Below are 21,512 nucleotides of genomic sequence, written 5' to 3' on the forward strand. Positions count from 1 at the left end.
TTTTCTCAACGGCTGGTGAAACGATGGAAGTGCTGGCGCTCGCAACGCGCCATCCATTGGTTGAGCTGCCACAGGTCGGCCACCGGTACGTCGGTGAAGGGCAGGTGGTGCAGGTAGCCATCCGGGCCGAACTCGGGGGTCAGGGTGGTGGTCGGCAGGCCGCGCTTCTCCTGGCTGCTCCAGATGCTTTCCCAGTGGCGCTGGTGGAAGGCCAGCACTTCGGCATACTCCGGCGCGCCGGGGTGCGGCACCTGCGGGCCCTGGTCGTAGCCGACGCGGGCCTGGATATGGTCGACCCGCTCGATGAAGGCCGAGAGGTCGTCGGCGGGGTCGTCGAGCAGGCGCTCGCAGGTCACCAGCCAGTGGCTGATGTCGCTGGTGAAGCGCAGCTCGGGCACCTGGCGGATCACCTCCAGAGTCACCCAGGGGCTGTACAGCGAGCGCCCGCGGTGGATCTCGAAGCAGCAGTGCAGGGCGCTGGCATCGGCCAGCTCCAGTGCGCTGGCGAAGAAGTCGACCTGTTCGCTCAGCGACCAGCGATCGTTGCCGGGCAGCACGTTGACCAGGCGCGGGGCCAGTTCGGCGGCCCAGTCGAGCTTGCGCCGCAGGTCTTCCAGGTGAGCTTGCGGCGTATCGCTCTGGCGCGGCAGCACCGGCGTGGAGGTGAACAGAGTGGCGATGTAGGGGATGTTCTGCTCGCGCAGCAGACGGGCGTTGGCGCTGCGTTGCGCGGCGGTCTCGGGGATACGCGCTTCAATGCCGTCGAAGCCGGCGCTCAGCGCTTCGTCGAACGCTTGCTGCCAACTGCCGCGGTAACCCCAGAGGGTACGGAAGATTTCCAGTCGCATGGCCGTCTCCTGGAGAGGGCGAGGGTCAGCGGCAGATTGGCAAGGGGCGTGGTGTGGCGCCCGGTGGCGTCCGATTCGAGCCGGCGCCTGGTTATGGGCTGCATTGTTCGCTCAGCTCGCGACCGGGTTAAATCGCCCCGAGCAAAAACTTAGTTTAGAGATTGCTGAACTATCGGCAGTGCAGGGCGATCAGTGCAAAGCCATTCGATATAAAGGAGCGCTGGAGGCTGGACGAAAGGGCGATTCGGGCCAAAAGTAGGGTGGGGCACGCTTTACCTACGCGGGCCGACCTACGCGGCCCGACCGATCCAGCGTTCTGGCGGATGTGAAAAGTGACATCGAATGACATAGTGTGCCTGGCCAGGGTGCCGTGTCCGCAGCGGTGACGCTAGACTGGTGACCCGTTTGCGTGATCGACCACCATGTCCTTTACCCTGCCCGACCTGAAACTGCTGCGCATCTTCGTCGCCATCGTGCGCCACCAGGGCTTCGCCGCTGCGCAGCAGGAACTGAACCTGTCCACCTCGGCCATCAGCACCTACATGAGTCAACTGGAAAGCCAGCTCGGTATCGTGCTCTGCCATCGCGGGCGCGGTGGTTTCAGCCTGACCAGCAAGGGCGAGCTGTTCCACCAGGAAACCCTGCGCCTGCTCGGCGAGTTGGAGGGTTTCGAACGCTACTCGGCGGCGCTCAAGGGCGAGTTGCGCGGCACCCTCAACCTCGGCGTGCTGGATTCGACCGTCAGCGACCCGGCGCTGCCGCTGGCCGAAGTGATTGGCGTCTACAGCCAGGAGTATCCTGGCGTGCACCTGCACCTGGCGGTGCTCAGCCCCGCCGAGCTGCAACTGGGGGTACTGGAGAACCGTCTGGATCTGGCCATCGGCGCCTTCTCCGTGCGCACCAACGGGCTGGTCTATCAGCCGCTGTACCGTGAGCAGCACTGGCTGTACTGCAGCGACCGACACCCCTTGTACGCGCAGCGGCAGATTCCCGCTGAAGTGATCACCCAGCAGCGCATGGTCGGCCGTGGCTACTGGAGCCAGGCCGAGCTGGCGCGCCACGGCTTCAAGCATAGCGCCGCGACGGTGGAATCGATGGAAGCGCAACTGATTCTGGTGCTTTCCGGCGCCTATATCGGTTATCTGCCGGAACATCATGCGCAGTTCTGGGTGGAGCAGAAACGCCTGAAGGTGCTGCTACCGACCACCTTCGGCTACCAGGCACCCTTCACCCTGGCCCTGCGCCGTGGCCGCTCCCGCGAGCCATTGATCCAGAGCTTTCGCGACCGACTCAAGGCGCAACTGAATCAGGGCTAGCATGCAGTTCGCATGGACAAGCCGTGATAGGGCGGTTCAAGGCGGAAGCGGCCGCTCGTAGGGTGGACGACGCTTCACCCGTCCACCGCTCTGCAACCGCGATGGTGGATGAAAAGAGCGTCATCCACCCTACGAGGTGAGCGTCCACTATCGCCTTGTTGCCGCCATGCTGGCGGCGCGTTGTCTCGCAGGCGAGAGGTGCTCAGCCACACAGCAACCCGCCCAGATCGCTGGGCACGCGCCCGGTCCAGCGTTTGAACGAGCGGCGGAAGTTGGTGATGTCGCTGAAGCCCAGATGCTGGGCGACTTCCTCATTGCTGTAGCCCTTGACCTGATAGAGGAAGAGGGCGAGGTCGCGACGGGCCTGGTCGAGTTGTTCCTGGAAGTGTGTGTGGTGCTTGCCGAGCCGGCGTTTGAAGGAGGCCGGGCTGGTAGCGAAGGCCGCGGCGACTCTCTCCAGGCTCAGAGGCTGGCGGATGTGCTGGCTCAGGTGCTCGTGCAGGCGGTCGAGAAAGCTGGTCTGCCAACCCCAGGCATGTAATTGCTCACTGCAACTCTGGCGGGCGACCAGGGCGCCAGTGGAACCGGCATCCGGCCAGGTGCGCAGCAGGTATTCACGGGGCAGGCTCATCACTGTCGAGGGGCGGTCGAAGGCCAACGCGTCGCCCAAGTGCACCCAATATTGTTCGACGTAGGCGGGTTCGGCGTAGGCGAACTGGAAGCGCCACGGCAGGCGTTCGTTCTGCTGGCGGCGGGCGAGGGCGACCACTGCGGTCATGCTCGCTTCGAGCAGGAAGGTGCCCAACTCACCGGCGCCGCAGCTGTCGCGCCAGTACAGGTGCAGGTAGCGATCATCCAGATGCATCACCGGTGTCAGCAGCGGCGAAAGCAGTGCCCGATATTCGCCGATCCGCTCCAGCGCCTGCAGCAGATTATCTGCCTGTTCGAGCAGTTGGCTGCTCGTGCCGTAATGCCCGGGCCACTGGCGCTGGCCGAGGAGAAAGCTGGTGTCCGGCGCGCCGAGCAGGCGCCGGGCGTTGTCGATCAGGCGCAGGAATTGTTGCGGGCTGATCAGGGCTCGGCCGGTAACCACATCGTCATAGAACAGCTCGCAGCCACGCAGCAGGTGGTGGGTGTCGATGCGCCTGGAGCGCGCCAGGTCGATTAGTACCGCAGGCAGGTGGTGAGCGGCGATAAAGCGGCTGTCGGCATCATAGGCGCCGGGCAGTGCCGGCAGGTTCATGCGCTGCGCACCAGGCGAGGTTTGGCCTGTGCCAGGGCAATATTCAGGCGTTTGAGCAACTGCGCTTCGTCTTCATCCAGGGCCATCACCGCCGCGGCGGTGGCCTGCAGGTGCAGGCGCTCACCATAGTGCTGGGTGCGGTGGGCGAGGCTGGCGATACTCTGACGCATGTCCTCGGCCATCACCTGGGCCTGGCTTTCGCCAGTGTCGGGCAGCACGGCGACGAAGCGGTCGCCGGCCAGGCGGCAGAGCATGTCCTGGTGGCGCAGGTTGAACAGCAGCAACTGCGCCACGACCTGCAGCACCAGGTCGCCTTCCTCCTGGCCGTAGCGTTGGTTGATCTGGTTGAAATCGTCCAGGTCGATGGCGATCAGCGACAGCGGACGCTGCTCGCTTTTTGCCTGTCCCAGCGCCTGGCGCAAGTGCTGGCGCAGGTACTGGGCACCGGACAGCGAGGTCAGGTTGTCGAACAGTCGGTGCTCGCGAAACAGTTGCTCGCGCTTGCTCATCTGCACGCTGATGGCCTGCTGCTCGCGGTGCAGGTGATACACGCCGAGAGTGAGCAGGATCATGCCGACCGGCATGGGCGCGGTTTCCAGCCAGTTGTCCCAGACCGCTTCGGGTGGCAGGCGAATGAACTCGTCGAGCATGTCCATCCACATGGAAAAGGTCAGGCAGCACAAGCCGATAGCCAGCAGGCGAGTGACCCGCCCCGCTGGCCGCGCCCGCAGCAGCATGATCAGCCAGCCGAACCAGATGGCCCCGGCGCCGCCTTCGCCGAGCACATCCATCCAGTTGATCTCGGCCCAGTACTTGATGTCGCCGGCTGCCAGGTAGATCAGCAGGCCGCAGTTGGCCGCCAGGAACAAACCGCCCAGCGTGAGGCTATGCAACTTCAACAGCGACTTCATGGTGCACCTCCTGCCGCACGTTCGCGGATGCGCAAGGGTCTGTTCCCGTTTCATCGCGAGCCGCGTTGCTGCGAGAAATTTCGCCAGGCTAGGCGGAGGACGCAGGGAATGGTGTTCCCTTTTCAAGTCCTCCAACGACGCATGGCGAAATTCCCCGCGCAACCCGCAGGGCCGGGCCAGTTTTTGCGCGATGCGGCGTTACTCGATGGCTCATTTGGCCCGCCAAACTTCGCATCTCGTGCCTTGCCTCGCGCAAAAACTGGCTCCGGCGCGGCCGTGAGTGAAACGGGAACAGACCCTAGTATGCCCGGCGAATATCTCAGAACGATGACGCTTACTTGTCTTTGGCAGAGCAGGGCAGGCCATCCGGCCCGGTTTCGCCCTGGCAGAAACGCTCGTTCTGCTTTTGCAAGCGTGGTTCATGCAGGTATTTGCTGCCGCTGGCATCGCGCTGGATATCGAAGGCATCGTAGAGCCGATCGTCGGCGGTATAGGCGCGTACGCTCAGGCGGTTCTGTTCGACGCTGATGGTCTGGAACAGCTGGGTGTCTTCGGCTGTCCGGTCGGGCTGCGTATGGGCGCGGTCGTTGAGGCCGTACATTTTCGAGCCGGTGACCGAGACCATGTACACCGGGCCGATGGGCTGGTTGCTCTGCTGCGCCTCGGCGCTGGCTTCGCGTCCGGCTTCGTGGGTCAGCCGGCTGTAGCAATGGTCGTGGCCCTGCAGCACCAGATCCACCTTGTAGCGGTCGAGCAGGGGCTTCCAGGCAGCCTTGAGTTCTTTGCTGTCTTCGGGGCGGGCGCAAGTGTAGATCGGTTGATGCATGACCACGATGTTCCAGGTCGCCTCGCTGGTTTTCAGAGCGTTTTCCAGCCAGTTGGTTTGCGCGTCGAGCGTGCCGAGATCCAGGGCCGAGGTGCCGTCCAGTACCACGAAGCGCACACCCTGGTAGTCGCTGAAAAAGCTGGTGTCGCGCACTCCCTCTGCGCCGTTGCGCGGCAGGGCGAACTGAGCGGGAAAGTGCGGGCCGAGGCTGCGGCTTTCGCGACCGTCGGGTAGCAGGGTGTCGATGTATTCGTGGTTGCCGGCCGCTGTCAGCTGCGGGATGGCGGCGTAGGCCCAGCCACCGGCCTGATTCCATTCGCCCCACTCGTCGTCGTGGGCGAGTTCTTCCCGCGAGGCGACCAGATCACCGGCATGCACCACCAGCGCCGGGCGCGCCACGCTGCGCAGCGCCTGGCGAATGGTGCGCGAGGCGACGGCAAGAATGTCGTTCTGGGTATCGCCCAGGTACAGGAAGGTGAACGGCGCGAAGTCTTCCCGCGCGGTGCGGAACTGCTGCCACTCGCTCCAGCCGGCGCTGCCTTTCACGCGGTACACGTAGGCGGTATCCGGCGTCAGCTGTTCCAGACGCACCTGGTGGTAATTGGACGGGCCGTTGTCGCTGTCCAGGCGGCGGGTGATGCCGGTGAGTTGCGTCGCCTTGGCGGTGAGCTGCGGCCCGGCGAGTGCCGGCCCGAACTCCAGCAGCGCGTCGCCTTGCTGCAGATTCGTCCGGAAACTCACTGCCATTTGCATGGCTGCGTTCTGCCCGGGAGTGAGCACGATGCGATCGGCGAGATTGCCCGCGGCGTAGGGCTGGCCGACGGAGCGCGGCACGGTCTCGCTGGCGAACGATGACGAGGTGGCCAGCGCACAGGCCAGCAGTGATGCAAACAACAAGGGGCGAGACATTCGCGATTCCTCATGAGCCGTTGGGCGTGATGGGGCGTCACGGAAACAAAGCCATATGACGGTTCGGTGAATTCACGGGGGGTCGATTCGGCTCAGTACATCGGTGTGGGCGAGGGTGATTTTTCAGGGTGAATTCAGGCTGGCGCTCTGTGCAGCAGAGCAGCGAATAGCCAGCGAAGCGATTTCATCCGTAATACGGGTGTGGATATCGCTATTGCTGTCGCGAGCAAGCTTGCTCCTGCATGGATTCGGCGCCGACCTTTGCTGCGGATCGATGAGGTGGGGGTTATTTCAGCTCAGAAGCCTGTGGAAACACCCGAAAAATGGCGGTTTGCAGCGCTGTCGCCGTTCCCTGTCATGCAAGTGCCACAAAGGATTTCTAACGTCCGCAGCCATTCCTGGTGTCGCCAGGGGCCATTGGAACGAGGGATTCAAAGTGGCAATGCCTTTTCGTCAAATCCGTAATGCCGGGTTCAGGGTCAGCCTGCTGGCCATCGCCATAAGCGCTGCGCCAGCCTGGGCAGAGGAAGAAGCGGTCGAGCGTGTCGACGTGATCGGCCAGGCCGCCAGCATCGACAAGGCGCTGCGCGAGCAGAAAAGCTCGGACAGCATCAAGAGCGTGGTGCACGCCGACGGCGTCGGCCAGTTGCCGGACGACAACGCCGCCGAAGCGCTGCAGCGCATACCCGGCCTGTCGGTCGAGCGCGACCAGGGCGAAGGCCGCTTCGTCAGCGTGCGCGGCATCGCCCCGGACCTGAACAGCGTGACCATCAACGGCACCCTGGTGCCCGCACCGGAGGGAGACCGCCGCGCGGTGGCGCTCGATGTACTGCCGTCCGAACTGGTGCAGTCGCTGTCGGTAGTCAAGAGCCTGACGCCGGACATGGATGCCAACTCGCTCGGTGGCACCATCGAGGTACAGAGTCTGTCGGCCTTCGACCACGAGGGCCTGTTCTACACCTTCTCCGCTGAAGGCAGCCACGACACCAATGTCAGCAAGAACAGCCCGAAGTTCTCCGGCGCGATCAGCGACCGCTTCAGCCTCGGCGACGGCACCGACAACTTCGGCGTGGCCGCGGCGTTCAGCTGGCAGAAGCGCAAGTTCGGCTCGGAAAACGTCGAGACTGGCGGCAACTGGGATTTCTCGGATGGCGCACGGCTGGAAGAGGTCGAGCAGCGCGACTACGAGATCACCCGCGAGCGCACCGGCTTCGGTTTGAACTTCGATTACCAGCCGGACGATTACTCCAATTACTACCTACGCACGCTGTACAGCAAGTTCAAGGATACCGAGACCCGCAACGCGGCCGGCGTCGAGTTCGCCGATGCGCAGGCCTCCGGCGAGCGTGGCGATGCCGAGGGCTGGCGCGATCTGAAATCCCGGCAGGACACCCAGGAAATCCAGTCCTACGTGATTGGCGGCGAGCGCCTGATCGACCTGTGGACGCTGAGCGGCCAGGCCGGTTACAGCCAGGCCACCGAGAAGGATCCGGGCGGTATCGCCGGCGCCGAGTTCGTCGGCGATTTCGAAAACGTCGGTTTCGATGGAACGCGCAAACCGCGCGTCTCCGTAGGCGGTGCTTTCTACGACCCGGCGTCCTTCACCCTCGACGAGGTGGAATGGGAAAAGGTCAAAGGCAAGGACAAGGAAAAGAACATCCGCCTGGATCTGGCCCGCGACTACGATCTCAGCGGCAACGCCGCACAGGTCAAATTCGGTGGCAAGCTGAGCCGTCGCGACAAGACCAGCGATACCGAAGTCTGGGTCTATGACGATTTTTCCGGTGTCGGGCTCGATGGTTTCCAGAGTGGCAACGTCGATTACTCCCTGGGCAACTACGGCAACGGCATCAGCGCCGGGGCGATCAAGGATCTGATCGCCGGCCTGGATCGCGATGCGTTCTACGACGAGGAAAACTCGCGCATCAACGACTTCGACATGCGCGAGGACATCAACGCCGCCTACCTGATGAACAGCCTCGACGTCGACGACTGGCGCTTTATCGCTGGCCTGCGCTACGAAGGCACCGAGTTCGAAGCCAAGGGCACCGGCCTGCGCGACGGCGTGTACGAGAACACCCGGAGCAAGAAGCGCTACGACCACTGGCTGCCGGGCCTGCATGTGCGCTATCAGCTGTCTCCGTCCACCGCCGTGCGCGCTGCCTGGACGAATACCGTGGTGCGTCCGACCTTCGGCCAACTGGCACCGGGCTTCGCTATCGATGGTGCCGACGCATCCTTTGGCAACCCCGATCTCAAACCGCTGGAGTCGATGAACTTCGACCTCGGCATCGAGCATTACATGGGCCGCGCCGGCGTGGTGTCGGGGTTCCTGTTCTACAAGGATATCGACAATTTCATCTACAACACCGATCTCGCCGGCACTGGCGCCTGGGTCGATTTCGACGAAGCGCTGAGCTTCGAGAACGGCAGCAGCGCCAAGCTCTACGGTGTCGAGCTGGCCTACTCACAGAAATTCGACTGGCTGCCAGCACCCTGGAATGGCGTGCTGCTCGGCGCCAACCTGACCCTGAGCAAATCCGACGCGACCCTCTCAGGGCAGGGCGCCAAGCGCTCCATCGAGATGCCGAACCAGTCCGACACCGTCGGCAACTTGATGGTTGGCTGGGAGAACGACCGTTTCAACGTGCGCGTGGCCGCCAACTACAAGTCCAGCTACCTGTACGAGATCGGCTCCATCGAAGACAAGAACCAGGATCTGCACGTCGACGATCAACTATTCGTCGACTTCAAGGCCGGTTACTTCCTTACGCCGGATCTGCAGCTGACCTTCGAGGCGCAGAACATCACCGACGAGTCCTACTACGTCTACACCGGGCGCCACGGCTACAACGCCCAGTACGAAGAGTACGGCCCGACCTACAAGATCGGCCTGACTCTCACTCACTTCTGACCACGATCCTGTAGGAGCTGGCTTGCCGGCGAGGCGCTACGCAGTCGAAGACTGGCGTGAGCTTCGCCGGCAAGCCAGCTCCTACGCAATGACTGCTGCAGGACACTTTTCATCCATGCGTATGTTCAATCTGTCCCTGTTGGGACTCTGCGTCACCCTGGCCGCCTGCCAGAGCACTGCACCGGAGAAACCGCTCTCCGCTGCCGCTCCAACGGTAAAGATCAGTCGTTCTCTGATCGCCACTGAAAGTACTCAGTGGCTGGCGCCACTGCCGTCTCTGACCAACGCCGAACGCCTGCAGATCGGCCGCAAAGCCCTGCAGGTGATCGACCGTAGTGGCCAGGTGGCAAGCGAGTTATCCGGCCGCTTCGAAACCCTCGACCATCGTGCGGATGACAGCGGCCTGCTGGTCGCCACCCTCGACAAGACGCGTCAGCAGGCGTTGCTGGTGCGGCTGCAAGGCGATGTCTGGGGCGGCGCGCACTACCTGCCGAAAACCCGTTTCGCCATCGAAGGGCTGTGCCTGTACCGCGACAGCGCGCGCAACGACTACCTGTTCCTGGTGGGCGAGGAGGGCATAGGCGAGCAATGGCTGGTGGCCGAAAACGGTCGACCGCTGGCCGACGCACGCCTGGTACGTGCCCTGAGCCTGCCGCCGGAAAGCGGCTTCTGCCAGGTCGATGACCGCAGCGAAAGCCTTTACGTCAACGAGGAAAATGTCGGTGTCTGGCGTTACCAGGCTGGGGCCGAAGCACCGCTGGTGCGTGAGCCGGTGGAGTTGCTCGCGCCTTTTGGCGCTCTGGCTGAAAGCGCCGCGGGTATGGCGGTGTTGCCCGACGCTCTGTTGTTGCTCGATTCAGACGCCGCGAACCTGCACCTGTATCAGCGCAGCGCCGAGCAGTGGCAGCGCACCGGCGCGGTGAAGCTCGACGGTCTCAACGAGCCGGAACAGGTCAGTGCCCGCACCACGGCCGAGGGCCTTGAGCTGCTACTGATCGATGATGACGGTGCACGTAGCGCAACCCTGGATTGGGTGCCGAAAGCGACGCCGCAAGCGACAGTCATCCCGCAGATCGCGCCGTTGGTGCAGACCGATGGCGTGCCCAGCCTGGGCGATGCGGCGGATGACCCGGCGATCTGGGTCAATACCCGCTATCCCGAGCGCAGCCGCGTACTGGGCACCGACAAGAAGGGCGGGCTGCTCGCCTACGATCTGGCCGGCAAGCAGGTGCAGAACCTGCGTGTTGGCCGGCTCAACAACGTCGATATCCGCCCGGGGTTCAGGCTCGGCAATCGTCAGGTGGATCTGGCCGTGGCCAGCAATCGCGATCACGACAGCCTGCATCTGTTCGCCATCGATCCGGCCAGCGGCGAGCTCAGCGATATTGGCCAGCTCGCCACGCCGCTCGAGGAGATCTACGGGCTGTGCCTGTTCAAGGATCGCCAGGGCGCCATCCATGCCATCGCCAATGACAAGGACGGCACCTTTCTGCAATACCGCCTCAGCGGTGAGAGCGGCGAGGCGACCAGCCAATTGGTAAGGCGCTTCAAGACCGAGACCCAGCCGGAAGGCTGCGTGGCCGACGACCGCAACGAGCGCCTGTACATCGGCGAGGAAGACGTGGCGGTGTGGGCGCTGGATGCCCGTGGCGATGCGCAGGCAGAGCTGGAGAAAGTCATCGCCGTCGGTGGCCCGCTGCAGGGCGACATCGAGGGCCTGGGGCTCTACCACGGCAAACAGCGCGACTACCTGGTGATTTCCAGCCAGGGCAACGACAGCTACGTGGTAGTCGAGGCGCAGGCGCCCTACAAGCTGCGCGGCAGTTTCCGGATTGGCCTGAACGCCCGACTGGGCATCGACGGCGCCTCGGAAACCGATGGCCTGGAAGTGACCTCGGCCAACCTCGGTGGGCCATGGAGCGCCGGCATGCTGGTGGTGCAGGACGGCCGCAAGCGTATGCCCGAGGGCAACCAGAACTACAAGTACGTGCCCTGGTCGGCGGTCGCCGACGCTCTGGGACTGGAGTGAAAAACCTTCGGTTGTAGGGTGGATCACGCTTCACCTATGCGGCCCGCCCGATCCACCGTTTCGGTGGATGTAAAAGGCGACAGCTACGCGCCCCGATCCACCCTACGAAACTGGAGTTAGTTGCGTGGCGTTGCGCCTGTCATCAGTGCGCAACGTCCCTGTCTTCCAATGTGAGCCGTGGTGCTCGCGCAATCGAAGGAATCCGTCATGCAAAACCAACCCCATCTCGAACACATGACCGTCTGGGGCCTCATCAGCGAGGCGAGCATCGTCGTTCAAGCGGTGATGCTCTGCCTGGTGCTGGCATCGCTGATCAGTTGGTACCTGATCGTCCAGCGTGGCGCGGTACTGCGCCGTAGCGAGCGCCTGGCGAAGACCTTTCTCAAACGTTTTCGCAGCGATGAAATCGGCGGGTTGTACCGCGAAGGCGCGCAGCAGGAGCTGCCGGTGGACGCCGCTCTACAGCGCATCTTCATTGCCGGTTACCAGACCTTCAGCCAGTTGCAGTCCCATGCCGGCGATCACCCGGACACGGTGCTCGACGGTGTCGAGCGCAGCCTGCACGTGGCCATCGCCGAGCAGGAAGAGCGCCTGGAAAAAGGCCTGCCGTTCCTCGCCACCGTGGGTTCGGTCAGCCCCTATATCGGCCTGTTCGGCACCGTGTGGGGGATCATGAATTCCTTTCTCGGTCTGTCCCAGGTGCAGCAGGCGACTCTCTCGACCGTGGCACCGGGCATCGCCGAAGCGCTGATCGCCACTGCCATCGGCCTGTTCGCGGCGATTCCCGCGGTGATGGCCTACAACCGTTTCTCGGCGCGTACCCAGACGCTGATCGCCCGTTACTACGCCTTTGGCAACGAGCTGCAGGGCCGTCTGCATCGGCGCCTGAACAGTGCGGCGCCAAGCATGGCCGCTGCGGCCTGAGGAGGGCTTCCCCATGCTGGTTAGACCGACCCGGAAACACGGCCTGAAAGCCGAAATGAACGTGGTGCCCTACATCGACGTGATGCTGGTACTGCTGGTGATCTTCATGGTCACGGCGCCGATGCTGGTGCAGGGCGTGCAGATCGAGCTGCCCAAAGTAGCCGCCGAAGCACTGCCGACGCCGAACGAACAGCGCATCGTCACCCTCTCGGTAAAGGATGACGGCAGCTACTACTGGAACCTGGGTAGTGAAGTGGACACCGAGTCGCAGACCGGCAGCGCGGTGGACAAGGCGCAGATGGGCGAGAAGATCGCCGGCATCGTTGCCGAGCACCCGGACACCCAGGTGTATATCCGCGCCGACCAGAACGCCGACTATGGCGCGGTGGTCGCCGGTATCGCCGAACTGCAGCGTGGCGGCGTCAGTCGTCTCGGGCTGATCACCGAGGCCCCTTGAGATGAATGCCCTGACCCTGGAATTGCACGAACCGCGTTTCTCCTGGCCGGCCTGGCGTGAGCACAGCTTCGCCCTCGGTGTGGCGGTGGCGCTGCATATCGGCCTGGCGTTCGTGCTGCTCAACCTGTCGCATAACGCGCCGATGCCGCCTGTGGTTTCCGCGGTGATCACCACCCAGCTGGTTTCGCTCCCCGCGCCGGCTGTGCAGCCTCCGCCGCCACCGGTTGCGCCGCCCATGCCGGAGGTGGCGGCGGCCGAGCCAGCGCCGCTGCCTGAACCGGTGGTCGAGGCGCCCCAGGTGCAGGAGGCGGATCTGGCCCTCAAGCGCGTGCAGCAGGAACGGCAGGAAAGGCAGCAACGCACCGAGCGGGAACGTCAGCAGCAGCGTCGTGAAGAAGCGTTACGTCAGGAGGCGATGGCTCGCCAGGAACAGCAGCGCCAGGCACAGCTGCAGGAACAGCAACTGGCCCAGGCCCGCCAGGCCGAAGCCGAGCGCCAGGCCGCTGCGGCAGCAGCCGCGCGAGCGGAGGCCGAGGCGGCCAGCCGTCAGTACCTGCCAATTGCCAAGGATGCGCCGGACTACCCCCAGCGTGCTCTGGATCGCAAGATCGAGGGTGAATGCACCGTGGCTTACCGGGTGAACGCCCGGGGACGGGTGGAGGATCCCCAGGTCGTGGGCGAGTGTCACCCACTGTTCGTCAAACCCTCGCTGGCGGCCGCGAAGAGCTTTCGCTATCAGCCAAAGGTGGTCAACGGCCAGGCGGTCGCCGTGGCGAACGTGAAGAACACCTTCACCTACAAGATTCAGTAAGCAATTTTAGGGTCTATTGACGCTTCAGCACGACCGCGCCGGAGCCCGTTTTGCCGCGAGGCAAGGCACGAGCCGCGAAGTTTGGCTGGCCAAATGAGCCGGCGAGAAACGCAGCATCGCGGCAAAACGGGCCCGGCCCTGCGGGTTGCGCGGGAAATCTCGCCATGCGTCGTTGGAGGACTTGGCAAGGGAACGACCATTACCGGCGTCCTCCGCCTAGCCTGGCGAGATTTCTCGCGGCAACGCGGTTTGCGCTGAAGCGTCAACAGACCCTAGGAGCGGTAGGGTGGGTTAGGTGCCTGTTACAAGGCACCAGCACGATGCCATTACCGTTGCGCCGTAACCCACCATGGGCGCGAAACCGGATATCGATTTGGTGGGTTACGCGCCGCGTCAACGTCGCACCGGAGAGTTCTCAACGCACCAGGCAGGGCTTCTTGTTATCGAATGTCCAGCCACTGATCAGGTACTGCATGGCTACGGCATCGTTGCGCGCACCCAGGCCCATTCCCTTGTAGCACTCGTGGGCCTTGGCCACGGCGTCCATGTCGAGCTCCACGCCGAGGCCCGGTTTCTGCGGCACGCTGACCAGGCCGCCTTCGATGCGGAACGGCTCCTTGGTCAGACGCTGGCCGTCCTGCCAGATCCAGTGGGTATCGATGGCGGTGATCTTGCCCGGTGCCGCGGCGGCCACGTGGGTGAACATGGCCAGGGACACGTCGAAGTGATTGTTGGAGTGCGAGCCCCAGGTCAGGCCCCAATCGTTGCACAACTGCGCCACGCGTACCGAACCCTGCATGGTCCAGAAGTGCGGGTCGGCCAGGGGGATGTCGACCGATTGCAGCTGGATGGCATGGCCCATCTGACGCCAGTCGGTGGCGATCATGTTGGTCGCGGTCGGCAGGCCGGTGGCACGGCGGAACTCGGCCATCACCTCGCGGCCGGAGTAACCGTTCTCGGCACCGCAGGGGTCTTCGGCATAGGCCAGCACATGGTGCTGGTCGCGGCACAGGCGGATGGCTTCCTGCAGCGACCAGGCGCCATTCGGGTCGAGGGTGATGCGCGCATCCGGGAAGCGCTCGGCCAGCGCGGTGACCGCTTCGATCTCCTCATCGCCGCGCAGCACGCCGCCCTTGAGTTTGAAATCCTTGAAGCCATAACGCTCGTAGGCGGCCTCGGCGAGACGCACCACGCCCTGAGCATCCAGCGCTTCTTCGTTGCGCACCTGGAACCAGGCGTTATCGACATCCGCTTCCTGGCGATAGGGCAGGTCGGTTTTCTTGCGGTCGCCGATATAGAACAGGTAGCCCAGCATTTCCACGGCATCACGCTGCTGACCTTCGCCCAGCAGGGCGGCGACCGGTACTTCCAGATGCTGACCGAGCAGGTCGAGCAGCGCGGCTTCCACGGCAGTGACGGCGTGGATGGTGATACGCAGATCGAAGGTCTGCAGGCCGCGACCGCCGGAGTCGCGGTCGGCGAAGGCCTGACGCACCTGGCCGAGAAGCTTCTGGTATTGGCCGATGGATTGGCCGAGCAGCAGTTGGCGCGCGTCTTCAAGGGTTTGGCGAATAGCTTCGCCACCCGGCACTTCACCGACGCCGACATGCCCGGCGTTGTCGCGCAGGATCAGCAGGTTGCGGGTGAAGAAGGGCGCGTGGCCACCGCTCAGGTTGAGCAGCATGCTGTCGTGCCCGGCAACGGGAATGACCTCCAGGGAGGTGATGACCGGGGTGCCTGTGTGGATATTGTTATTGTTCATCGCTTGACTCCTGTTGCCGTCGCCGGCGTTGCGGATGGTCTGGCTGCCTCGTCGGGCAGCGTTTGCAGATCGCTTCGGGTGTCGCTGGTGGTGAAAAAGATAACGTTATCATCATAAACAGATAACGTTATCATTCAAGCGTGAATTTTTAGGGTTGATGGTTGCGGGCGGATAGAGAAGCAGGCTGTAGGATGGGTGAAACCCATCACGATTGATGGGTTTCACCCATCCTACGAGTCTGAACCGCAGCGATGATTTCACCCAACCTACGAATGCAGGCGTAGTGTCTGTCGCCAGGCTCAAGCGGTGCTGCCACGCTCGATGATCGCGAACCCGGTATCCATGCTCGGTTCGGCGCTCTGGCCGTCGAAGCGGCGCAGCAGCGCTTCGGCGACTTGCCTGCCCATCTCGGTGGCGTTGACGCTGACCGTGGACAGGGCAGGGTTGGCGAATTGGCCATTGAGGGTGTCGCCGAAGCCCAGCACGGCGATGTCGCCAGGCACGTTCAGCCCGCGGGTGGCCGCTTCAGCCAGCACGCCGAGGGCCACGGTATCCGAGCTGCAGAAGATGAAGTCCGGCCGTTCACCGGCATCCAGCAGATTGGCCAGGCCCTTGCGGCCGACCTCCCAGGTCGCCGGCAGGGGCAGGGTCTGTACCGCCACGGTCTCGACACCCAGCGTGGTGAGGCGGCCGATCACCGCGTTACAGCGGCGCAGCGCACGAGGATCGTCGACGCCGATCACCGCCCAGCGCCGGTAGCCCCGAGCGAAGAAGTGCTCGGCCACGGCGGCGCCGACCTGCTCATGGGAGAAGCCCACCTGCATGTCCAGTCCGTCGTCGCCGAGATCCCAGGCTTCGACCACCGGGATGCCGGCGGACGCCAGGCGTTCGCGGCTGGCCTGGGTGTGAAAGGTGCCGGTCAGCACGATGCCGTCCGGGCGACGGCCGAGAATGGCTGCCAGCAGGGCTTCTTCATGTTCGGGGGTGTAGCCGCTCGGCCCGACCAGGGTGTGATAGCCGGCTTCGGCGAGGCGATCCATGATCGCCTGCACCACGCTGGCGTAGATCGAATTGGCGATGGTCGGCAGCACGATGGCCACCAGGCGGCTCTTGCTGGTCGCCAGGCCACCGGCCATCAGGTTGGGCACGTAACCCATGGCGCGTACCACTTCGAGTACATGCGCGCGGGTGGCATCGCTGACCAGCTCCGGACGCTGGATCGCCCGCGACACGGTGATCGGCGACACACCGGCCTTGAGCGCCACATCCTTGACCGTGATCGGCAGGTCGCCGAGGTCACCGCGGTCTTTGGCCAGCTCTCTGCGCGATTTTCTTGCCACGTGGTCGTCTCGGTCTAAGCAGCGATGGGTTACCCGGCAGGTTACGGCAGGGGCGCGGCGTTGTCGCCCGTGCGCAGCATGAACAGGCGGAACACCACCACGGTGGTGAACAGCTGGCAGAGTCCGAGCAGCAGATCGAGTAGCAGGCGCCCGGCCGGATCGGCAGCGATATCGCCGGCCATGAAGCCGATCACCCAGATCGGCACCATCACCAGCAGCACGCAGGCGAAGATCGGCCAGAAATGCCCGCGGGTCAGTTGCAGGCTTTCATGCAGTGCCTGCAGCGGCGACAGGCCGCGCAGCACCAGCAGGTAATCGGAAAATACCAGGCGCACCATCAGCCACAGCCCCGGCAGGATGAACAGCGAGGCGCCCAGCATGATCGCCAGGGTGCCGATGCCGGCCAGCAGCACGAAGCGCGGCCACAGGCTCAGGCTCATGGCGATCAGCGCGCGCTTGGCCGGCTGCCCGCCGCTGCTGCGTGCCTCGATGAACAGGATCAGCGCGGCGCTGTACAGCGGATAGAAGAACAGCCCGAGCAGTACGTCGTAGAGCGGTGCCTGGGCGGCAGCGACCAGGCCTTCGATCTGCAGGCGAAGAACTGCCTCCAGGAGCAGGAAGGGCAGGCACAGGAGGATGATCTGCAGCAGGTTTTGCCGGAAGAAGTACCAGGCGTCACGCAAGGCGTCGAGGGGATTCATGGAAAGTCGCGGCCAGAAAAACAGGTCGTCATCATACGAGGGCGCCGGTTTCTCGACCAGTGATGAGGCGAGCCTCGATCACCGTCAGGTCGCGGCTTTCGACCTGGGGTACCTCTAAAAACTATCTGCGTTGTCATCACTGCGTTAAAAACAGGCTCAAAATGCTCATTTACAGCTCGTAAACTGCGCTTTTTCGCCTGTTTTTGCCTTGTGCTGACTACCTCGCCTACGTTTTTAGAGGTGCCCCTGGAGGGGGCGAGGCTGGCATACTGGCTACCCGTGCAACCCGCGCGAGCCCTTGTGAGGATGTCCGGTGAAAAAAATAGCCGTGTTCGCCGACGTACAGAATCTCTATTACACCGTGCGCCAGGCCTATGGCTGTCACTTCAACTACACCGCGTTCTGGGCCGAGCTGGCCGGCGGTGGCGAGATCGTCGAGGCGTACGCCTATGCCATCGACCGCGGCGACCCCAAGCAGCAGCAGTTCCAGCAGATCCTGCGCAACCTCGGTTTCACCGTGAAGCTCAAACCCTACATTCAGCGCAGTGATGGTTCGGCCAAGGGCGATTGGGACGTGGGCATCACCATCGACGTGATGGATGCTGCGGCGAACGTCGACAGCGTGGTGCTGGCTTCCGGCGACGGCGATTTCGATCTGCTGCTCGAGCGTATTCGCCAGCGCCATGGCGTCGAGGCCGTGGCCTACGGCGTTCCCGGGCTTACCGCACAATCGCTGGTGCGCGCGGCTACTCGTTATGTGCCCATCGAGGGTCATCTGTTGTTGAAACACTGAGGCTTTACGTGAAACCCATCGCTGTCATCGACTTCGAAACCACCGGCATGTCGCCGGCCCAGCAGGCGCGTGCCACCGAAATCGGTGTGGTGATCATCGAGAACGGGCAGATCACCGCGCGTTACCAGAGCCTGATGAACAGCGGTGCCTGGGTGCCGCCGTTCATCGAGCAACTCACCGGCATCAGCAACGCCATGTTGCGTGATGCGCCACCGGCGGCCGAGGTGATGCATGACGTCGCCGAGTTCGTTGGCGACATTCCGATGCTGGCGCACAACGCCTCCTTCGATCAGAAGTTCTGGGACGCCGAACTGGGCCTGATCGGGCGCAACCGTGCCCAGCCGTTCGCCTGCTCGCTGCTGCTGTCGCGGCGTCTGCTGCCAGGCGCACCGAGCCACAAGCTCGGCAATCTCAACCGCTGGGCGCGCCTGCCGGATACCGGCAAGGCTCACCGAGCGCTGGCCGACGCGGAGATGGCCGCCAACCTCACCCTGCATCTGTGCCGCCTGTTGCGCGAGGAGTACGGCCGCAGTGTGGTCGATCACGACTTCCTGCGTCAGTTGCAGGGCATGTCGGCGGCCAAGGTTCGCGCGATACTCAACGTCGTGGGTTAGGGCGATCTGTTCCCGGACAGGATAAACTGTGCGGCATTCCCATTGCCCATCACGTTGCCCGCCATGACCTTCGCTTCCCTCGGCCTGATCGAACCTCTGCTGCGCTGCCTTGACGGCCTCGATTACAAGACCCCGACGCCCGTGCAGGCCCAGGCCATCGGCCCGATCATCAAGGGCCGCGATCTGATGGCCGCGGCGCAAACCGGCACCGGCAAGACCGCGGCCTTCACCCTGCCGATCCTGCAGCGCCTGATGATGGAAGGCCCGAGTGTGGCGAGCAATTCGGTGCGTGCGCTGGTGCTGGTGCCGACCCGTGAGCTGGCCGAGCAGGTGCAGCAGAGCGTGCAGACCTACTCGCAGTTTCTGCCGCTGCGCAGCTACGCAGTGTACGGCGGCGTCAGCATCAACCCGCAGATGATGAAGCTGCGCAAAGGGCTCGACGTATTGGTTGCCACACCCGGCCGGCTGCTCGACCTGTACCGCCAGAACGCGGTGAAGTTCTCCCAACTGCAGGTACTGGTGCTCGACGAAGCCGATCGCATGCTCGACCTGGGTTTCGCCCGCGAGCTGGATGACCTGTTCGCCGCCTTGCCGAAGAAGCGCCAGACCCTGCTGTTTTCCGCGACCTTCTCCGAAGCCATTCGCACCCTGGCCGGCGAAATGCTGCGCGATCCGCTGAGCATCGAGGTCAGCCCGCGCAACGCCGCGGCCAAGTCGGTCAAACAGTGGCTGATCCCGGTGGACAAGAAGCGCAAGGCCGAGCTGTTCCTGCACCTCTACCGCAGCAGGAAATGGTCGCAGGTGCTGGTGTTCGCCAAGACCCGCAAGGGCGTCGACGAGCTGGGGCAGGAGCTGCTGGCCGCGGGCATTCGTGCCGACTCGATCCACGGCGACAAGCCGCAGCCAACCCGCCTGCGTGCGCTGCAGCGCTTCAAGAACGGTGAAGTCGACGTGCTGGTCGCCACCGACGTGGCCGCCCGTGGCCTGGATATCGACGATCTGCCGCTGGTGGTCAACTTCGACCTGCCCATCGTCGCCGAAGACTACGTGCACCGCATTGGCCGTACCGGTCGTGCGGGAGCCAGCGGCCAGGCCGTATCACTGGTCTGCGCCGACGAGGTGCAATTGCTGTCGGCCATCGAGGCGCTGATCCAGCAGATCCTGCAGCGTGTCGACGAGCCAGACTTCATTCCCGACCACCGCGTGCCGCAGACGGTCGCTGGCGGCCTGGTGGTGAAAAAGCCGAAGAAACTGAAAAAACCCAAGGTGGTCGGCGGCGGCAAGTCCGGCAGCCTGGGCCGCTGGATGGAAAGCGACGAACCCGCTGCACCGCCGGTCAAGGCCATCCGCAAGGTGCCGAGCTTCGGTGGTAAGCCGAAGGGCGGGCGCTAGGGGCTGGACTTTGGTGCGCTTACCCATACAGCCCCCGGTATCGCTTCGTTCAACCCTGGCTACGTTCCGCTGTTCAGCCCGGCGCTCAGATATTCTGGCCGATCCGCCACAGCACACCGCTCGGGTCGAAGATGATGAACTCGCGGATGCCCCAGGGCTGGTCTTCGGGGGCGATGGTGCGTACGCCGAAGCGTTCGGCCAGGTTTTCCTGTTGCACATGGGCCCACCAGGCTTCGACGTCATCGACCAGCAGGTGCATGACGAAGTTGTCCGCCTGCTCCTTGACGTAGAAATTCTGCAGCAGGAAGGCGCTGTGCTCGCCATTGCTGAAGTAGCTCATCTCGTCCGATTGCCAGCCGGGTTTGAAGCCCAGGGCGGTGTAGAACGCCTGGCTTAGCGGGTAGTCCTTTGCCGGGATGAAGGTCTTGAGTTCGACGCTGGTCAGCATGGGGATCCTCCTGATCCGTGAATTATCGGGTGTTGTTTCGTAGCCAGCGCGCGATGCCCTGGCCGGCCACGCGGCCACTGGCGAAGCAGGCGGTGAGCAGATAGCCGCCGGTGGGGGCTTCCCAGTCAAGCATTTCGCCCGCGCAGAAGGTGCCGGGCAGGGCGGTCAGCATCAGCCCCTTGTCGAGGGCTTCGAATGGCACGCCGCCGGCACTGCTGATCGCCTCTTCCAGTGGGCGCGGTTGGCGCAGCTGGATGGGCAGGGCTTTGATCGAGGCGGCCAGGCGTCCAGGGTCGACGAAGTGTTCGGCGGGGGCCAGTTCACGTAGCAGTGCAGCCTTGGCGCCATCCAGCCCGGCCTGGCGATGCAGGTGTTTGGCCATGGAGTGTGAGCCGCGCGGTTTGCTCAGGGCCTTGCTCAGGGCTTCTTCGCTACGTTGTGGCAGCAGGTCGAGATGCACCGTGCAACTGCCGTCGCGACTGATGCGCTGGCGAATTCCGGCGGACAGGGCGTACACCAGGCTGCCCTCGATGCCCGTGGCGGTGAGTACGAACTCACCCTGGCGCTGCGCTTCGCCAGCCAGGCTCAGGGCGACGTTCTTCAGCGGCGCGCCGGCGAATTTTTCGCGCAGTAATGGGCTCCAGGCGTCCACATCGAAACCGCAGTTGCTGGGCTGCAGCGGGGCGATGGGTACGCCGGCCTGTTGCAGATGTGCGACCCAACTGCCATCGGAGCCGAGCCGCGGCCAACTGCCGCCGCCCAGGGCCAGCAACACGGCATCGGCATGGATCGAGCGCTCGCCCTCTGGTGTGTCTAGCCGCAAGCTGCCATCGGCATTCCAGCCCAGCCAGCGGTGTCGGGTATGTAAATGCACGCCCGCTTCGCGCAGGCGTTTGAGCCAGGCGCGCAACAGCGGCGCGGCCTTCATGTCGGTGGGGAACACGCGACCCGAGGTGCCGACGAAGGTCTCGATGCCAAGGCCATGAATCCAGTCGCGCAGGGCATCGGCGTCGAAGTCTTGCAGCAGCTTGTCGATCTGCGGCTGGCGTTCGCCGTAGCGAGCGACGAAAACCGGGTAGGGTTCGGAGTGAGTGATGTTCATGCCGCCGACGCCGGCGAGGAGGAATTTGCGCCCCACCGATGGCATGGCATCGAACAGTTCGACGCGCAGGCCGGCACCTGCCAGTACCTCGGCGGCCATCAGGCCGGCTGGGCCGCCGCCGATGATGGCGACCGAGTGGGGGGAGGGCGTGGGAGTGTCGGTCATGGTGGCA

At 64.0% G+C, this 21,512-nt stretch carries 18 protein-coding genes; 9 read left to right on the forward strand and 9 right to left on the reverse strand.

Annotation, left to right across the window (positions count from 1 at the left end):
- Window positions 1–5 precede the first annotated feature (5 nt).
- On the reverse strand, window positions 6–848 hold the full coding sequence (locus tag DNK06_RS12245; protein WP_131180284.1) for a sugar phosphate isomerase/epimerase family protein: 843 nt from the start codon (window positions 846–848) through the stop codon (window positions 6–8).
- Between the two features lie 422 nt (window positions 849–1,270).
- Here DNK06_RS12245 and DNK06_RS12250 point away from each other — a divergent pair, with 422 nt between their 5' ends.
- On the forward strand, window positions 1,271–2,164 hold the full coding sequence (locus DNK06_RS12250) for a LysR family transcriptional regulator (RefSeq protein WP_131180285.1): 894 nt from the start codon (window positions 1,271–1,273) through the stop codon (window positions 2,162–2,164).
- A 202-nt stretch (window positions 2,165–2,366) separates the two neighbouring features.
- On the opposite strand, the gene DNK06_RS12255 is transcribed toward DNK06_RS12250, so the two are convergent.
- From DNK06_RS12255 to DNK06_RS12265, 3 genes are all read right to left on the reverse strand, one after another.
- Window positions 2,367–3,407, reverse strand: coding sequence for an AraC family transcriptional regulator (locus DNK06_RS12255; protein ID WP_131180286.1), 1,041 nt, complete (start codon window positions 3,405–3,407; stop codon window positions 2,367–2,369).
- Complete coding sequence (locus DNK06_RS12260) at window positions 3,404–4,318, reverse strand: GGDEF domain-containing protein (protein ID WP_131180287.1); 915 nt, start codon at window positions 4,316–4,318, stop codon at window positions 3,404–3,406. Before DNK06_RS12260 ends, DNK06_RS12255 begins: the two co-directional genes overlap by 4 nt.
- 334 nt (window positions 4,319–4,652) lie before the next feature.
- On the reverse strand, window positions 4,653–6,053 hold the full coding sequence (locus DNK06_RS12265) for a purple acid phosphatase family protein (RefSeq protein ID WP_131180288.1): 1,401 nt from the start codon (window positions 6,051–6,053) through the stop codon (window positions 4,653–4,655).
- A 442-nt stretch (window positions 6,054–6,495) separates the two neighbouring features.
- On the opposite strand from DNK06_RS12265, the gene DNK06_RS12270 reads away from it, so the two are divergent.
- The 5 genes from DNK06_RS12270 to DNK06_RS12290 all read left to right on the forward strand — a co-directional run bounded on the left by DNK06_RS12270 (window position 6,496) and on the right by DNK06_RS12290 (window position 13,188).
- Window positions 6,496–8,967, forward strand: a complete 2,472-nt coding sequence (locus tag DNK06_RS12270) for a TonB-dependent receptor (RefSeq protein WP_131180289.1) — start codon at window positions 6,496–6,498, stop codon at window positions 8,965–8,967.
- Between the two features lie 115 nt (window positions 8,968–9,082).
- Complete coding sequence (locus DNK06_RS12275) at window positions 9,083–10,996, forward strand: phytase (RefSeq protein ID WP_131180290.1); 1,914 nt, start codon at window positions 9,083–9,085, stop codon at window positions 10,994–10,996.
- Between the two features lie 207 nt (window positions 10,997–11,203).
- The gene (gene tolQ / locus DNK06_RS12280; RefSeq protein WP_131180291.1) at window positions 11,204–11,920 is read left to right on the forward strand and encodes a protein TolQ; all 717 of its coding nucleotides are present in this window, start codon (window positions 11,204–11,206) and stop codon (window positions 11,918–11,920) included.
- Window positions 11,921–11,933: 13 nt separating this feature from the next.
- Window positions 11,934–12,377 (forward strand): protein TolR, encoded by a 444-nt coding sequence (gene tolR / locus DNK06_RS12285; protein ID WP_131180292.1) that lies wholly within the window; start codon window positions 11,934–11,936, stop codon window positions 12,375–12,377.
- Between the two features lies 1 nt (window position 12,378).
- Window positions 12,379–13,188: an energy transducer TonB gene (locus DNK06_RS12290; RefSeq protein WP_131180293.1), complete on the forward strand. Its 810-nt coding sequence runs from the start codon at window positions 12,379–12,381 to the stop codon at window positions 13,186–13,188.
- A gap of 415 nt (window positions 13,189–13,603) precedes the next feature.
- Here the strand turns inward: DNK06_RS12290 and gudD are convergent, their stop codons facing one another.
- From gudD to DNK06_RS12305, 3 genes are all read right to left on the reverse strand, one after another.
- On the reverse strand, window positions 13,604–14,950 hold the full coding sequence (gudD, locus tag DNK06_RS12295; RefSeq protein WP_131180294.1) for a glucarate dehydratase: 1,347 nt from the start codon (window positions 14,948–14,950) through the stop codon (window positions 13,604–13,606).
- A 299-nt stretch (window positions 14,951–15,249) separates the two neighbouring features.
- Window positions 15,250–16,290: a LacI family DNA-binding transcriptional regulator gene (locus DNK06_RS12300; RefSeq protein ID WP_131180295.1), complete on the reverse strand. Its 1,041-nt coding sequence runs from the start codon at window positions 16,288–16,290 to the stop codon at window positions 15,250–15,252.
- Window positions 16,291–16,331: 41 nt separating this feature from the next.
- Window positions 16,332–16,991: a YciC family protein gene (locus DNK06_RS12305; protein ID WP_131180296.1), complete on the reverse strand. Its 660-nt coding sequence runs from the start codon at window positions 16,989–16,991 to the stop codon at window positions 16,332–16,334.
- Window positions 16,992–17,304: 313 nt separating this feature from the next.
- On the opposite strand from DNK06_RS12305, the gene DNK06_RS12315 reads away from it, so the two are divergent.
- The 3 genes from DNK06_RS12315 to rhlE1 all read left to right on the forward strand — a co-directional run bounded on the left by DNK06_RS12315 (window position 17,305) and on the right by rhlE1 (window position 19,790).
- Window positions 17,305–17,784: an NYN domain-containing protein gene (locus DNK06_RS12315; RefSeq protein ID WP_131180297.1), complete on the forward strand. Its 480-nt coding sequence runs from the start codon at window positions 17,305–17,307 to the stop codon at window positions 17,782–17,784.
- Between the two features lie 8 nt (window positions 17,785–17,792).
- Entirely contained in the window at window positions 17,793–18,398 is a 606-nt protein-coding gene (locus DNK06_RS12320; RefSeq protein WP_131180298.1) for a 3'-5' exonuclease, read from the forward strand.
- Between the two features lie 63 nt (window positions 18,399–18,461).
- Window positions 18,462–19,790, forward strand: coding sequence for an RNA helicase RhlE1 (gene rhlE1 / locus DNK06_RS12325; RefSeq protein WP_131180299.1), 1,329 nt, complete (start codon window positions 18,462–18,464; stop codon window positions 19,788–19,790).
- Between the two features lie 85 nt (window positions 19,791–19,875).
- On the opposite strand, the gene DNK06_RS12330 is transcribed toward rhlE1, so the two are convergent.
- Both DNK06_RS12330 and DNK06_RS12335 read right to left on the reverse strand, forming a co-directional pair.
- A complete protein-coding gene (locus DNK06_RS12330; protein WP_131180300.1) occupies window positions 19,876–20,238 on the reverse strand; it encodes a VOC family protein in 363 nt (120 codons plus the stop codon).
- Between the two features lie 22 nt (window positions 20,239–20,260).
- Window positions 20,261–21,505, reverse strand: coding sequence for a TIGR03862 family flavoprotein (locus DNK06_RS12335; RefSeq protein WP_131180301.1), 1,245 nt, complete (start codon window positions 21,503–21,505; stop codon window positions 20,261–20,263).
- Between the last annotated feature and the right edge of the window lie 7 nt (window positions 21,506–21,512).

The organism is Phytopseudomonas daroniae (assembly GCF_004327285.1).
Taxonomy (GTDB): Bacteria; Pseudomonadota; Gammaproteobacteria; order Pseudomonadales; family Pseudomonadaceae; genus Aquipseudomonas; species Aquipseudomonas daroniae.